Source organism: Micropruina sp., from assembly GCF_047602085.1.
Classification (GTDB): domain Bacteria; phylum Actinomycetota; class Actinomycetes; order Propionibacteriales; family Propionibacteriaceae; genus Micropruina.
Map to the genome: position 1 here is coordinate 50,052 of NZ_JASGID010000004.1, position 14,258 is coordinate 64,309.

Below are 14,258 nucleotides of genomic sequence, written 5' to 3' on the forward strand. Positions count from 1 at the left end.
ATCAGCACCGGTAGAGCGTGCGTCGGACCGAGGTTGTCTCGGGCCGGCTCCCACTGATCGAACGGGAACGAGTCAGTTGTCCTCTGCGGAGAGGAGAGATTCGTAGTCCTGACCACCGTAGTAGACGCCGTGGATTTCGACCGTCTCATCGCGGACGGCGAACGCGATAACGACGCGGCTGCGGAAACCGATCGTGCGCAGCCCGGGCCGCAGGTCATCCCTCGCGGCGCCGATCATAGGGAACTCAGCGAGGCCGTCGCAGTGGTCGACGATCGCGGTGATGTAGCGCTCGGCGCGGTCGGGGAAGCTGGACTGTTCCGCGATCCAGAGGTAGAGGTCGGTGAGCTGTTGCAGGGCGCGGGGCGAGTAGATGATCCTCCGGGTCACGAGTCGCGTTCCGCAAGCCGGTCGGCGTGCAGTTCGGCGAGGTGCGCGCGCACCTCGGCAGCACTGATCGCCCTGGATGGATCGGCGCGCAACTCCTCGTACGAGGCGACGACCTCGGTGCGCAGCCAAGACTCGACAGCTTCCTCACGGGCGAACAGCGCACGCAGCCCGTCGCGGACGACCTCGCTCTCGCTCGCATAGGCACCCGAGGCAACGCGGTCTTTCAGCGCTTCGGCCATGTTGGTCGGCAGGGTGATGCTGAGCTGCCTCGTCGTCCGCATGATTGGTCCTCGCTTTCAGTAGGACTCAATCCTACTCTGTACCGTGGTCGTCGGAGAATGCCTCGCGCTGTTACCCTGCGAGGAACCCGGCTCGATTCGAGGCATTCAAGCGGGTTTGAGCCTGAGGCGAATTCTCGCGCGCGGGATGACGCCCATCGGCGCTCCGCTACGGCCGGGCGATCGGACGACGGGTGTGCGATTCCCTGAGAACGCAGGAAATCAGCGACTTCACTAGCTCACGGGGGTTTGAGAAGCCCCACCCGCCCCACCGTCGTACGGCGTCGTCAGCGCCCAGACACATGGACTCCGATCCCCTCCGGTGGACTCCTTCGTCGCTGATCCGTCGCTGGCCAGCGACGAGATCTCAGGCACACGAACAGCGCCGAAGGAGGACGGAGCGACCAGGCCCGGCTGCCGCGTGGCGGCCCGACCGAGCGTCAGATCGTGCCGCGCCGCACAGCACCCGACTGGAACCACTGAACAAGCGTCGTCGCCACCAGCACCGCCGCCTGAGCGGCCTCCGTGGTGACCGGGATAGGTGTGAGGTTCCCTCCGTGGCGGTCGGACTGCCCGACCCACAGGGCCTCCAGCATCGAGACCAGCATCCCGGCGACGTAACCGGGGTCCTTCTCCCGGGTCAACGGGATGATCCAATCGCCGTCCTGCCGGACTTGCGAGACGACGGTTCCGAGCGTCGCCTTGACGTGATTCGGGCTGACGACTGGGATCGCGGCGAACTCCACTGCTTTGATGGCGTGGGAGTAGGCGCTGCTCGGGTTGCCCTTGAGGCCATAGGCGGCTTGCCAGGCTTCGGCGAGGTGGTGGCTCGCGGCGGTCTTGGCGGAGATCGCCTGGGCGGCTGCGGCGGCCAATGTGGCGTCTACTCGTCGGACGAGGCCCACGTGCCCGTCGCCCCATTCGCCGACTGTCCAGGCCGAGTTACCGCTAGCGAGAAGATCCTCTACCTGCGAGCGGAAACTCGAATCTCCCCAGCCGTTTACAGCGAGACGCCAGTCGAGGATCGTCAGGAACTTGATGGGGTCGTTCAGGGCGTAGTCATTCAGCCAGGTGTGGAAGTGGCCGCTGTAGTTGCTCTCGGGCAACGTGTCCCGGATTGCCGCATTACAGCCGCGCACCAATGAAACCTGAAGGTCGCCACGCGCGCTCGCCTGGTTTTCGAATGACTCCACGGTGATGTTCACTAACGGCAGCTTGATCCATTCGGGGACGCCTTCAGCGAGTGCGTCATAGCTCTCGTAGTCGCCCGATTCGCGGACGTTCAGTGGGTACCAGCTGGTTACGACCAAGAGGTTATCGGCGGGGGCGGACACGTGGCGGGAGGCTTCCCGTTGCGCTCCGAGCGCCTCGGAGACCACGACCCCGCCCGACGTGCCGTCTCGATGCCGTCAGAGCCTCCGAGATTCCCGGGAGCGAACCCTGATATGAGCGTCAGGCAAGGCTGACGGGTTGGCGGAGGATCGTTTGCAGCCTCTCCGGGGGCACTTTGCGGAAGTCGCTGAAGTAGACCTCGTGGTGCGTGCCGGCCAAGCGGAGGCCGTTCTCGGGGATGAACTCGTGGTGCATGCGTTCCAGGACGGGTGCCTCGTCGTCAAACGAGCCGATGTGGAGCGTCTGGACGCACCGTCCCTCGGAGAGCGACTGGAGGCGGACGTCGTCGAGACTCGTCGGCGTGGTCTTCGCCCCGGCCTGCGCGACGGCCGCTGTGAACATGCCGTGGTCGATCCAGTCAGGGACCGTCAGCATCATCGTCCAGTCCCAGCGCGACTTGTCGCGTGAGCCGGTGAAGGAGTCCATGTCCTCCGCCCACCACAGCCCTTCCAGGGGAGGGACCACGTAGTCGCGACCAAGCTCGCGTTTGCTGGCGAACTTGAGCTTGTAGGCGACCGGATACAGCGCGGCAAGCGCGTCGGCGTAGGCGGGTGAGGTGTTGGGGTCGCCGTGCCCGTCGACCATGAGGTACTGCATGTCGGGGATGTCCACGATCTCAAACCGCCCTCGCGGGGCATGGTAGCCGTTGAGGGTCTTCTTGAAGTCGAGTTTGTCAGTCATCGGATACCCGGGCTCGAGCGGCGAGCCACGACCTTTCTGCCTCCATGAGGCTGAGCGAATAGGAGAACACTTCGCGTGCCGCGAGCGGGAGCGGCGTCTGGGCCTGCTGAGCATCCCTGAGTGTCGCGATACGTGTATCGATCTGCGCGAGCCTGGTGTGCAGCGCCCGCGCGTACTCGTGCTCTGTGAGTAGCGGGAGGTTGGCGATGCCGACCAGGAAGGGCTGCGCAACGGGGGTCGCTTCTGCGATGTACGCATAGGTGTCGCGAGCTGCAACTTCCTTGCCCTTGGCCGTCGCGTGAAAGACACGGCGAGCCTTTGCCCCTGGCGCGGTTTCTGAACCTTGGACGAGGTCTTGCTTCTCCAGCTTGGCCAGCAGGTAGTAGATCGAGGAGAAGCCGACGTCCGTCCACTGGCGGATGCCTCGTTGCTCGATCACGCGCTCCAGGTCGTAGCCATGTGAGGGATGCTCGATGACCAATCCCAGGATGGTGAGCTCGGAGGGCGTGAGTTCCACACGGCTATTCTAATACTAGAATAGCCGTGGCGGTGTCCAGGCTCGTGTGACGAATGCCGCGCAGCGATTGATGTTGGGACGGTGAACGAGACGCGACGATCAGAGAGATTCGTACTGCCAGCGTTGGCCGCCGAGAGTCGCACCACTCGCCGACCGGTTGACGCGAGCGCACATGATTGCTTTCGGTTCTTGTTCGTCCGCAGCGGCTCGATGATCCTCTTGGGCGATTGCCCACCAAGCCCTGTCGCGGCCGGTGACGTTGCCTTGATCGCTCCCAATGTCCTCGTCGGCTCTGATCCAGAGGGCCGGGTCGACGTCACCATGCTCCTGATCGACGCGGACTACCTCATCGAGCATCTGTTCTGGCAGCACTTGGACGCGATCCCCGACCGAGACGCCGCCCGCGACCTTGCCGCCAAGCTCTACCCCGACCCCGTGCAGGTGCTCCGCCTCGGCCAGTTCCTTCTCGTCGGAGTCGCCCGCAGAATCTGTCGCAACACGCTGGAGGCCACGGCATGTTGCGACAGATGAACGCGCGGGCGGTGCGCATCGGTAGCCCGCGCTCTCCCCGAGAGCCCCGTTCTGCCCGTGCCTAACGCGGGCGCTCGATGACAGCATGGGATATGCAGCGGGAAAGCACCCGCGCAGACTCGGCCACCGGGCACCGGGCATGATGGAGGCGTGAGCGTGCTGACCAACTACATCAATGCCTGGGTCGCGAACGATGCCGATCGCATCGCCACCACGGTTGCGACGTACTGCGTCATCACCGAGTGCCACGGACCGGTCTATCGCGGACGCGACTGCGTGCGCCGGTGGGCGCAGGACTGGTTCGCTGCGGGCGGGATCGTGCACCGCTGGGATGTCACCGATCACTTCATCGCCGCCGATCGTGAGGTGGCGCAGTGGACATTCGAGTGCACCTGGGGTGGACAGCGCAGCACCTTCGACGGGGCGACGATCGCTCGTGTCATCGACGGGCTCGTCGCTGAACTGCGCGAGTACCAGGCCACTGCCGCGCTCTACGACTGGCAAGGAACCTGGCGCTAACGCAGCGACATCTCCGCGGGCTTGACATTGAGACACCCCAAACCCGCCGCAGAGCACATCGACCGGCTCGACGGAGTTCCAGTTGATAGTCGTGATGGCTCCGAGGTTCGGAGCATCGGGCCAGTGATGGGCGAATACGCGGGCGACAGGCTCGTTGATTTCCGAGAACTAGACAGTGCGGGCATCGAAGACCTCCTCGACGGCGAGGTCGAGCCCACCGTAGCCAGAGAACAGCGAACCGATCCGTAGACGGCGGTCGCCTGGTTCGTCGCTGGCATCGAGCATGGGGACACCGGCGGATCGGTGATCCCCGGTCGCCGTCGCTGCGACTGCTGATGGGGCTGGTCGCCGGCCAGGTGGTCGACCCCTTCCGCACAGCCGATCAGCCGCGTCCGTTTGCCCTCGTTCGCCCCCTCCGCTGAACGGCTCAGCGAGCCCGTCTCACTGCCTTCCTCAGAGGCACGGCGCCTCTTGCAGGTCAAGGGTGATCGGGCATTGTCGCGGCAGAAGTCACCGGTCGGGTCCGCCCGCCTGATCGCTGAGGAGGCGACTGAAGTGACGGTCTCGATGCGGGTGATGAGCGCGGGTGATGGTTACGAGTACCGGCTGCGCACGGATCGTCGCGGGCAACGGCGATAGGTCGCTTTCGACCCCGTTGACGCGCTGCTACGCGGAGCAGGGGATCCTGTAGAGGCGCAACCGTAGTGCCATCCGGATCTGCCGTTCTGCGCGGCGGTGTGGCGCACGCCGACAGAAGAATTTGGCGGGGTTGCGGGCGTGGCACGGGCAGCGTCAAGCAACGCCGCGACCGACAGCCCTTCACCCTGGAACACCATGACCAAGATCGACTGCGCTGACCACTGGTGACTTGTGCGTTTTCGCCACGACCCCTGCCCTACTCTTCTACGATGGACTTCATGGTCACGAAGGTGAGATGCCTTCGTTGAATCTTCCATTGCCGCAACCGGCTTTCAGTCTGAAGGGAGTCGGCGGTTCTGTGCCGCCGTTGAACAATGAGCAAGCCCGTCGATACAACCGATCGCTCGCGAGGGTGGTTGTCAGCCCACCCCAGCGCGTGGAAGACACTCGCGTGTGTTCTTCCGGCTCTGATCATTGCTCTCATACCGGACCCTGCTGGAGTGGAGCAAGGCGGCATGATTATGCTCGGCATCTTCGTAGGCACGATTGTCGGCTTCATTCTTCAGCCTCTGCCGAATGCCCCGGTCGGATTGATCGGCGTTGCTGCGGCGATGATCGCCGGGACACATTGGGTTCCTTCCCACGTCGATGCTGACACTGGCAAGACCGTGGCCGCTGCAATGCAATGGGGGCCGCTGACAACCCAGGAGGCGCTTGCCGGGTTCGGCGACTCGACCGCCTGGCTGATCGCAGCGGCCTTCATCATCGCGGACGGATTCGTCATCACCGGTCTGGGCCGTCGCATCGCGCTGAACTTCCTGGCCAGGCTTGGCCGGACTCCGCTCGGGTTGGCCTATGGTCTTGGCGCAGCCGATCTGATTGTGTCGCCTGGAACTCCCAGCCTCACGGCCCGCTATGGCGGCGTGATCTATCCGCTGGTGCTGTCGGTCTCTAAAGAACAAGGTTCCGAGCCGTTCCAGGAGTCGCGCAAGAACGTGGGCGCCTATTTGACCTTTGCTTCAGTCGCAGTCTCTAGCCTCACCTCGTCCTTGTTCTTGACCGCTATGGCGGGCAACCCGCTGATGGCCACTGCAGTGAAGTCTATGGGACTCGATTTTGAGATGACCTGGGGCAACTGGTTTCTTGCCGCGGTGGCGCCTGTTGGGGTTGCGCTCATCGTGATTCCATGGGTGGCGTTCAAGATCTTCCCGCCGAGTATCGGCGAGACCCCGGAGGCCCCCGCTAACGCAAGGAATGCGTTGTCAGAGATGGGCCCCATGAGCGTGGCGGAAAAGAAGATGTTGGCGGTCTTTCTGATCCTGCTATTGGCCTGGTCGCTGGACTCGATCCTTGCCGCCTTCGGCCTGCCGAAGCCCGGTATCAATGCAACCATGGCCGCTCTCGTCGGCGTGGCACTCATGTTCATTCTGAACGTGGTGAAGTGGGCTGATGTGGTCAAGAATGGCTCCATCTGGTCGACTCTTCTGTTCTACGGAGCTGCCATCGCGATGGCCACCAAGATCACCACGCTCGGGGTGACCACCTGGGTGGGAGAGTCCGTATCTGGTGCGCTGGGCGGCCTCGCCTGGCCGGTCGCATTCGGAATAGTGGTGCTGGCCTACTTCTTTGCTCGCTATCTCTTCGCGTCTGCTACCGCTCACGTTCTGGCGCTCTACCCGGTGTTTCTCTCGGCCGCGATCGCCGTCGGAACCCCACCCATGCTCGCGGCCTTCTTCCTGGCGATCGGTGCCACCAACACGGCCAACGGACTCACCCCGATGGCTGGCGGCGCCGCCCTCACCGCGGGCCAATCGGGCATGATCACGACCTCGGAGTGGTTCAGCAAGAACCTCGTGCTGTCGCTGGTCATGCTCGCGATCTTCGCCGTCGTCGGCATTCCGTGGATGCTGCTCGTCTTGTAGCGGCCTTCCTGGGGACGTGCTGCTCAATGCGCCCACCGCTGGTCGAACTTATCGAAACCCCTTGCCACAGCGTCGTGACCAAGGTCTCGACACGTTCGACCGGCGAGAACGCAACACTTTCCAGGTGCGGGTGCAGGGGGCTGTCGCTGAAGCCCCGGCGGCTACAGCCCGGCGAGCTGGACGGCGGGATGCTCGGGTTGGCCAGCGCCGACCAGCAACAGTACCCGGTCGGCCTCGCGGAGCACCCGCTCCACTTCGTGGGGCTCGGGGATGCCCGCCTGAGCAGCGGCCCGGACGTATTCGAGTTCACGACGCACCAGCGTGAGCCGTTCTGGGGTCGCCGATGCGCTCGCGGCACGGAGTTGCTTCACCAGCGCTAGCAGTACCACTGGTTCGGAGCTGCCCTTGCGGCGGATCTCGCCGCAGGCGAGTTCCAGATAGTCCCCGAAGTAGAGACCCGGAACCAGTACCCGGATCGTGCCTGAGGAGTCGACCACCGCCTCGGGGCCGAGCGGCAGCCCGGCGATCCTGCCCAGCAGTACCCCCAGCTCGGCGCACGACTGCTCGACGGTGTGGTAGTCGAAGACGTGCATCGAGAGCAGCGCCATGTCGACCATCTGGATCGCCCCCAGTGCGACATCGTTGTAACTGCTTCGTCCCGCTCCGATCGTGATCGCCCGATTCACCGACCGGGCCAGCGTCTCGGGCCGGACGAGCCCGCCGTTGGCCGGGCAGGCCCAGCCCAGCGGGGTGCCGGCGACCACGTGTCCACCGATTCCGGGAACCAACTGGATCACTGCGTCCTCGCCCAACGCAGCCCGCATCAAGGCGTCCATCTGCAGCCGCTGCACGTAGCCGGATCGCGGCGCCAGCAGTTTGATGGCGCCGACCGGGGGCTCGTCCCACGGCACCCCATCCAGCCCCGACAGGCCGGCCGAGCGGCCTATTCCCGGTGGCCGAGCCTCGACGGCACGCCGGGTGGTGAGGCCCACCGTGTTCAGTAGCGTGTGGGTCTGCAGGCTGTGGGCCACCCTGTCGACATAGAACACCAGCGCGGCGATGCAGACGAACAACAGCACCAGTCCCCCGGTGACCGCCAGCCGCGGGTAGTCCTCCTGCGCCCCCACCGTGTAGAGGCCGGCGGCGTTGTAGGCGAAGGTGGCGATGAACATTCCCAGCACCAGTTGGGTGGGACGATCCCGCAGGAATGACCGGACCAGCCGCGGCGAATAGCGGTTGCCCGCCACCTGAAGAGCCACCAGGGTGAGGCCGACGACAAGCGCGAACACGCCCACCGTCGCGGTCGCCACGCTCAGCAGCAGCCGCCGGGCGTCCTCCGCACCACCGTGATACAACACAGGGCTGAGCGGACCGTCCTCGGGCAGCCGTATCTCGGCAAGCCCTGCCCCGAGCAGCAGTGCACCCACGGTCATCAGTAGCGGCAGGAACCACAGCGAGCCACTTAACGCCTCACGCCGTTGGTCCGACATCATCCGGGTGGTCGTCATCTGTACGACACCTTTCGTTCATCGCCAGGACGCTCCACGTTCACCGACGTGTCGCCCAAGCTAGACCCGAACAAACGTCGCTGTCGATGAGTTCGGCGAAGGAGCGAACGGTCATCGACGCAACAGCGGCGGGTTGAGGTCGACGAACTCGCTTCACAGCGCAGGATCCCGCTGCAAACGGCCGGCCCTACCCTTGAGGATGCACGTCGCCGGGAAAAGCAGCATCAGGCAGCGCCTTGATGTACGCGATCCGAGCGGCCACGGGGGCCTCGAAATTGGCGAAGGAAAGATCAAATACGGGTTCGTCCATCGTCCCCTCGCCTTTGGCCGATGCGGCAACGACGGCCGCATCGTGCTGCTTCTCACGGACGAGTCGCTGCATCAGGATGGCGGCAGTGTTCTTGAATGACGTGAGATCCGCGGATGGGAGGCTCATGATCAGAGTCATATTCACAGGGACTGACATGCGCGCAGGAAACCGTGCATGTGATGCATGTGTGATCTCGCTTGTGCACCTACGACCCAGAAGACAGCACGAGCTTTCGGCTACCGAAGGTGGCGGTGACTTCGACGGTGCCACCAAGAGCCTCAACGTAGGACTTCAGGGTCGCGAGACCGGAACGGTCCAGGTCGCCAGACTCCAACGCGGAAATGGTGGGCTGGGTGAGCTCCATGCGCTCAGCGAGCTCCTTCTGAGTCACACCCTGTTCTTCGCGGATCTCCCGCAGCCGATAAGAGCGCTCCTCGGCCTCCATGCGTGCAACATGCTCAGCAACAGCCTGCTCATCGACGGGCCGCTTGGCGCGGACATCACTCCACGATGCGGTCTTCGTCTTGGTGCTCATCTCACTCCTCCTCTGTCAGCCACTCATCGAATCTGTCGTCGGCTATCGGGATGTTCTGGTCGTACCACCGCTTCCATCTGCCTGCCTTGTCTCCGGCGATGAGCAGGATGGCCCTGCGTTTCGGGTCGAAGGCGAACAGAATCCTGATCTCACTGCGTCCCGCCGATCCAGGGCGTAGCTCCTTCATGTTGTGATGCCGGGACCCCTTGATCCGATCCGCCGTCGGCCTCCCGAGCGTGGGCCCTTCGGACTCCAGTCGGGTGATCGCGGCAGCGACCAGGTTGTAGGTCTCGTCATCCAGCCCCAGGACCCACGACTCCACGTCTTCCCAGAGTCGAACGTCCCAAGACATGCCGCTAATATAGATCTGACTCGATATTGATTCAAGTGAATGTCGATGAGAGCCGTCGCGACGATTCATGAAGCGTCGCGACGGCCGCCTGCCGAGGCTTTTCCCAGACCGTCATTCGGCTCACGTCGAACCGTGCCGCGATCGCCATGACACCATCGCCGCCCTCCCGGGCTGCTCGAATCGCCTCGATCTCCGCATCCGTGAGTGAAGTTCGGGCACGTCCCTTTGGGTTCCGGACCACCCCAGAATCGATGGTTTCGACGGAGACGGCCCCGCGGAGGGCTCCACAGCCGTCAGACCGCCCAAGTCACGGTCAGACGTGTAACCCGTGAGATCGAGCAGCGCGTCCACGACCCAGCGCTTGGTGAAGACCTCACCGAAGTTCTGAACTGCCTCGTGGGACGTGATCGCGCTTATCACGACCACCACAGACGGACGTCCGGACAACGTTCGCCTGGCACCGCCGTGGACATGGCACCTGTCGAGTCACAGCGCAGGGGCGCTCAGCGAGCCACACCGACCGAGCTCACAGCAGCCCGAAGTCGCGTGACTTGGCGCCGTGCAGCAGCCAGCGTCCGCTCACTGCCAGGTCGATGTTCTCGGTCTGCCAGCGCAGCCGCTTCAGGCTCGACCGGGCGATGGTCACGCTGGTCGACCAGGTGGTTACGCCGAGCGTGCTCAGTTGGCCGCGGGTCATCACCGCCAGCGACCCACCGGTGATCGGGTCGGTCAGGGTCTGCAATTGCTTGGCCGGCTCCAGGTCGACCACGGCGCTGCCGTCCTGGCTGGCCTGCAGCATCGAGCGCTGCGCGTCCCGGCTGATCCACAGTGGTGGGGTGAGCAGTTCGAGCGATCCCTCGACGACGCTCTGGCCGGCGTTCGGACGCCCGATGCGCCGGGCACTGGCGGCCATCGCGGCGACCCGCTCGGGGTCGGCGAGCAGCGTGTCGATCTTGTAGCCGACCGTCGCAGGGTAGTTGCAGCGAATCGCCGCCCCCTCTTCGAGCAGAAAGTCGGCGTTGCGCATCTCTTGGCCCGGGATCGGGTTGACAATCACCATCGGCAGCCCGGCGGCCATGCACTCCGACGACGAGAGCCCGCCCGGCTTGCCGACGAACAGCGTGGCCACCCCCATCAAGTCGGCCATCCGGTCAGTGAAGCCGAGCACAGAGAACCGTTCCTGACGGCGTGACACCAAGGCGTTCACCTCGGCCCGCAATGCTTCGTTGCGGCCGCAGACCACCACCGCCTGGAACGGCTGCTCGCAGCGCAGCACCTGCCGCACGATGTTGAGCGTGTAGCTGCCGCCCGACGCCCCGGCCGAGATCAGCACCACCGGCAGGTGGGGCTCCAGGCCGAACGAAGCCCGCACCGCACGCTCGTCCACCGGCTGATCGAGCCCCGGACGCACCGGAATGCCCGAGACCCGCACCCGGTCGGCCGGCACGCCCAGCCGCACCATCAGCTCGCGCGACTCCTGCCTGGCCACGAAGAAGTGCGTGAACGGCGAGGTCAGCCAGAGGCCCTGAAAGTCGTAGTCGGTGGCCACCAGCGTCAGCGATGCGCGCAACTGCCGCCGGGTGAGCATCAACGCCACCAGGCGGGCCGGCAGGTAGTGCGTGCAGATCACCAGGTCGGGGTCGAAGTCGCGAATGTCACGCACCAGATCGGTGGTGTTCAACTGGTCCCACCAACGCACCAGGGGCGGCACGTTGAACGGGGCGTCCTGGCTGTCGTAGCCCCAGCCGACGACCCATGGCACCTCGGACACCAAAGTGAAGTAGGCGTCGTCGTACAACTTGGCGAATATCTCGTTGGTGGTTTCGAGAATGTCGATGCGTTTCACATCGCCGACCTCGGGAACACGGCCGAGGGCACCTTCGATCGCACCGGCGGCCTGATTGTGACCGGCGCCCACCCCGGCGGCAAGGATCAGGATGCGTAGTGGCATGGTGCGATCGTATTCGCCAGGTCGCGTCGTCGTCGGCTGACCAGGTCGGCGCTGCGCTCGGGGGCGTGCACGGTTTGGGAGGTTGCGTCGTCTGCACGCTCGCCACCGAAGTAGTGATCAATGCAACACCGCTGGTTGAGCCTGACGAAACCCCTCACCCCAGCGTGATGACCAAGGTCTCGACAAGCTCGACCAGCGACAATCAGCGCCCCCTTGGGAAGCACTGATCAACGCAACCACCGCTGGCTGAGCCTGACGAAACCCCTCACCCCAGCGTGATGACCAAGGTCTCGACAAGCTCGACCAGCGACAATCAGCGCCCGCCCCTTGGGTGAATCGGAGGATGAACGTGAAGAACGTGATGACCCCGCGCCATGACCTCGGGCCACAGATGGCGGCGGCCAGCAGGTTTCGTCGCGGGGCTGGGTCGGAACTCTGGCCGGGCTGGGCTTGATCGGCACTCAGGTGGGCGACAGCACAGGCGGTCGGTTGTGGGCAGATGCCACCCTGCTCGACACGGCGACCTTCGTGCCGGTGGGCGTCGGAGCCCGCTGGTGGTTGACTGGGTGCTGTGAAGCTCCAAGCCGCCTGGCTTCGTACGGTGGTAGCCACCGCAGCGGGACTGATTGCGACCCTGCTGCTGTGGCCGGTACTCGGTGCCGCCTCGGCGATCGCGGCCGGGTGGATCGGATTCTGCCTGGTTTTCTGCCTGCGCACCCTGTGGGCGATCGTCCGCATGACCCCTGAACAAACCAGGGAGCACGCCACCGAAGAAGACCCCAGCCACGTCACCGTGACCGCCACGCTCAGCCTCGCTGCCCTGGCCAGCGTGGCCGGCGTCGGCTTTCTGCTCGCTGGAACGCAGTCGGACGGCACGGTTTCGGTCGAAGCCGTGCTGGGCGCCTTGGTGGTGGTCAGTTCGTGGGTGTTGGTGCACACCCTGTTCACGGTTCGCTATGCCCGGTTGTACTACCAAAACCCGAACCGGCCGGGTGTCGACTTCAACGGCGACGAGCCCGACTACCACGACTTCGCCTATCTGGCCTTCACGATGGGTATGACTTACCAGGTCAGCGACACCACCTTGCAAACCCGGGAGGTGCGCCGGGCAGCCCTTCGGCACGCACTGCTGTCGTACCTGCTGGGCGCCGTGGTGCTCGCCTGCACCATCAATCTGGTGGTGCAGCTCGCTGCGCAGACCTGATCGGGCGGCATCAGTTCTCTGCCTGTCGAAACCTCGCTGCCGGTGCAGCCCGACACGCGCGGCGAACCATGATCAATGCCTGCGTCAAGAACCTCCCCCTACCGTGGTTGCATGATCGAGTTGCCGAGCGGTCTCGTGCTGTTGCTGGTCGCGCTCGTCGTCTGCCTGATGCGTGACCCCCGAACAATGCGTTCGGCCCTATTGCTTCTTGCCGTGCTGATGAATGCGCTGCTGACTGTGATCGGCACCATCGTCGGAAGCGTTGAACGTTCCTGGGACTCGACCGTGGCGGCCCAGGTGCTGCTGGTATTGCTGGTGCTCATGCTGGGCACCGTGCTGGCGCTGGCCGGGTTTCTGATCGCTGCCGGCATCACCCTGATCCGCCGCGAAGGCCTGGCGATTTCTCGCCTGCTGTCGATCTGTCTGGGCGTGGGCATGGTCGGCTACATCGTGCTGTGGTGTGCGGTTCTCGCCGTCAACGACTCCCGGCTGGGGCTGATCATGCTGTGTCTCGGGCTGCCGCTGGGCTACCTCGGTTTCGGCTTTGTCGCCTTTCTGATCTACGGCGCCCTCTACCCGGTGGCGATGACCCGGCGCGGAGGGCCGGTAGCCGCGGTGATCGTACTTGGTTCGGGGCTGATCCATGGCCGGGTGCCCCCGCTGCTGGCGTCGAGACTGAACCGCGGACGGCAGTTGCTCGACCGTTTTCCACAGGGCCGTCCGGTGCTCGTCACCTCAGGCGGCAAAGGCGCGGACGAGCCGGTGCCAGAGGCCGTCGCGATGGCCGACTATCTGATCGACAAGGGCCTGCCGGCCGATCGGATTCTGCTCGAAGACCGCTCACGCAACACTGAGCAGAACCTGGCCAACAGCCGCGACTTGCTGCGGGCCCAGGGCATCGCCGGGCCGGTCGCTGCCGTCACCAATAACTTTCACGCCTTTCGGGCAGCGCTGCTGATGCGCCGGTTGCACATGGCCGGCTACACCGTCGGGTCACCGACCGCCCGGTATTACTGGGCCAGTGCGGTGATCCGGGAATACATCGCGGTGCTGCGCGACCATTTCTGGCTGAACGCCATCCTGTTGGGGCTGAGCACGCTGCCGATTCTGGTGGTGAGCTTCGGGATGCTGATCAACCGCTGACCTGCGGGCCGAAATGGTCGTTGAGCGAGTGCTCCACACCCTCTGAGTGGCTCTGGCTCACCGGGGTGCTGCGTGCAAACCGTCCGGCTCGAAGAGATCGAGGACGCCGACACGGTAACGCTCAATCAGTCCAAAGGGGGGGGCACACATACCCCTGGGTTCACGCGAAGAAGCAGGAGGGCCTCGCGGCTCGTGGAGCTCGCGCTGGAGCGGTATCGGTTCGGGTCACGCCGGAGTGGGAGATTTTCGGCGTGCCGATCGCCGGCGGGCACGTGGTGCGCGGCTGCTGCGCGGTTCTCGAACGAGCCTGCGGGCTGAACTGGCGTCGGTCTATACCGCTGAACTTCTTCGACCGGCCAGCCCCCGTCGTGCCGCCGAAAGCAGCCAAT

The 14,258-nt window shown here is 64.7% G+C and carries 15 protein-coding genes; 5 read left to right on the forward strand and 10 right to left on the reverse strand.

Annotated features, from left to right (window positions below; translation table 11 throughout):
- Positions 1–72 precede the first annotated feature (72 nt).
- The 5 genes from QM721_RS06690 to QM721_RS06710 all read right to left on the reverse strand — a co-directional run bounded on the left by QM721_RS06690 (position 73) and on the right by QM721_RS06710 (position 3,255).
- Entirely contained in the window at positions 73–387 is a 315-nt protein-coding gene (locus QM721_RS06690; protein WP_415120258.1) for a type II toxin-antitoxin system RelE/ParE family toxin, read from the reverse strand.
- Positions 384–668 (reverse strand): ribbon-helix-helix domain-containing protein, encoded by a 285-nt coding sequence (locus QM721_RS06695; protein ID WP_415120260.1) that lies wholly within the window; start codon positions 666–668, stop codon positions 384–386. The genes QM721_RS06690 and QM721_RS06695 overlap by 4 nt, the downstream gene beginning before the upstream one ends.
- Before the next feature lie 437 nt (positions 669–1,105).
- Entirely contained in the window at positions 1,106–1,999 is an 894-nt protein-coding gene (locus QM721_RS06700) for a hypothetical protein (protein WP_415120262.1), read from the reverse strand.
- Positions 2,000–2,117: 118 nt separating this feature from the next.
- Complete coding sequence (locus QM721_RS06705) at positions 2,118–2,738, reverse strand: GyrI-like domain-containing protein (protein ID WP_415120264.1); 621 nt, start codon at positions 2,736–2,738, stop codon at positions 2,118–2,120.
- Positions 2,731–3,255: a PadR family transcriptional regulator gene (locus QM721_RS06710; RefSeq protein ID WP_415120266.1), complete on the reverse strand. Its 525-nt coding sequence runs from the start codon at positions 3,253–3,255 to the stop codon at positions 2,731–2,733. The genes QM721_RS06705 and QM721_RS06710 overlap by 8 nt, the downstream gene beginning before the upstream one ends.
- A 189-nt stretch (positions 3,256–3,444) precedes the next feature.
- Between QM721_RS06710 and QM721_RS06715 the strand changes: the two genes are divergently transcribed.
- The 3 genes from QM721_RS06715 (at position 3,445) to QM721_RS06725 (ending at position 6,866) form a co-directional block, all read left to right on the forward strand.
- On the forward strand, positions 3,445–3,786 hold the full coding sequence (locus tag QM721_RS06715) for a hypothetical protein (protein ID WP_415120268.1): 342 nt from the start codon (positions 3,445–3,447) through the stop codon (positions 3,784–3,786).
- Positions 3,787–3,936: 150 nt separating this feature from the next.
- Complete coding sequence (locus QM721_RS06720; RefSeq protein WP_415120270.1) at positions 3,937–4,305, forward strand: nuclear transport factor 2 family protein; 369 nt, start codon at positions 3,937–3,939, stop codon at positions 4,303–4,305.
- Positions 4,306–5,318: 1,013 nt separating this feature from the next.
- Positions 5,319–6,866 carry a DASS family sodium-coupled anion symporter gene (locus QM721_RS06725; protein ID WP_415120272.1) on the forward strand — a complete coding sequence of 516 codons (1,548 nt, stop codon included), beginning with the start codon at positions 5,319–5,321 and terminating at the stop codon, positions 6,864–6,866.
- A 161-nt stretch (positions 6,867–7,027) separates the two neighbouring features.
- Here QM721_RS06725 and QM721_RS06730 read toward each other — a convergent pair whose 3' ends face one another.
- The 5 genes from QM721_RS06730 to QM721_RS06750 form a co-directional block, all read right to left on the reverse strand.
- A complete protein-coding gene (locus QM721_RS06730; RefSeq protein WP_415120274.1) occupies positions 7,028–8,374 on the reverse strand; it encodes a DUF2254 domain-containing protein in 1,347 nt (448 codons plus the stop codon).
- A gap of 187 nt (positions 8,375–8,561) precedes the next feature.
- Positions 8,562–8,822: a hypothetical protein gene (locus tag QM721_RS06735; protein ID WP_415120276.1), complete on the reverse strand. Its 261-nt coding sequence runs from the start codon at positions 8,820–8,822 to the stop codon at positions 8,562–8,564.
- A gap of 67 nt (positions 8,823–8,889) precedes the next feature.
- On the reverse strand, positions 8,890–9,219 hold the full coding sequence (locus QM721_RS06740) for a helix-turn-helix domain-containing protein (protein ID WP_415120278.1): 330 nt from the start codon (positions 9,217–9,219) through the stop codon (positions 8,890–8,892).
- A gap of 1 nt (position 9,220) precedes the next feature.
- Entirely contained in the window at positions 9,221–9,571 is a 351-nt protein-coding gene (locus QM721_RS06745; RefSeq protein ID WP_415120280.1) for a type II toxin-antitoxin system RelE/ParE family toxin, read from the reverse strand.
- A gap of 526 nt (positions 9,572–10,097) precedes the next feature.
- The gene (locus QM721_RS06750; RefSeq protein ID WP_415120282.1) at positions 10,098–11,522 is read right to left on the reverse strand and encodes an MGDG synthase family glycosyltransferase; all 1,425 of its coding nucleotides are present in this window, start codon (positions 11,520–11,522) and stop codon (positions 10,098–10,100) included.
- A 571-nt stretch (positions 11,523–12,093) separates the two neighbouring features.
- On the opposite strand from QM721_RS06750, the gene QM721_RS06755 reads away from it, so the two are divergent.
- Entirely contained in the window at positions 12,094–12,726 is a 633-nt protein-coding gene (locus QM721_RS06755; RefSeq protein ID WP_415120284.1) for a DUF1345 domain-containing protein, read from the forward strand.
- A gap of 111 nt (positions 12,727–12,837) precedes the next feature.
- The gene (locus QM721_RS06760) at positions 12,838–13,869 is read left to right on the forward strand and encodes a YdcF family protein (protein ID WP_415120286.1); all 1,032 of its coding nucleotides are present in this window, start codon (positions 12,838–12,840) and stop codon (positions 13,867–13,869) included.
- Positions 13,870–14,258 lie beyond the last annotated feature (389 nt).

Coding starts and splice junctions, on each gene's coding strand:
- QM721_RS06695 (WP_415120260.1), bottom strand. CDS start 668: ATGCGGACGACGAGGCAGCTCAGCATCACCCTGCCGACCAACATGGCC.
- QM721_RS06750 (WP_415120282.1), bottom strand. CDS start 11,522: ATGCCACTACGCATCCTGATCCTTGCCGCCGGGGTGGGCGCCGGTCAC.
- QM721_RS06730 (WP_415120274.1), bottom strand. CDS start 8,374: ATGACGACCACCCGGATGATGTCGGACCAACGGCGTGAGGCGTTAAGT.
- QM721_RS06705 (WP_415120264.1), bottom strand. CDS start 2,738: ATGACTGACAAACTCGACTTCAAGAAGACCCTCAACGGCTACCATGCC.
- QM721_RS06735 (WP_415120276.1), bottom strand. CDS start 8,822: ATGACTCTGATCATGAGCCTCCCATCCGCGGATCTCACGTCATTCAAG.
- QM721_RS06740 (WP_415120278.1), bottom strand. CDS start 9,219: ATGAGCACCAAGACGAAGACCGCATCGTGGAGTGATGTCCGCGCCAAG.
- QM721_RS06725 (WP_415120272.1), top strand. CDS start 5,319: ATGAGCAAGCCCGTCGATACAACCGATCGCTCGCGAGGGTGGTTGTCA.
- QM721_RS06745 (WP_415120280.1), bottom strand. CDS start 9,571: ATGTCTTGGGACGTTCGACTCTGGGAAGACGTGGAGTCGTGGGTCCTG.
- QM721_RS06760 (WP_415120286.1), top strand. CDS start 12,838: ATGATCGAGTTGCCGAGCGGTCTCGTGCTGTTGCTGGTCGCGCTCGTC.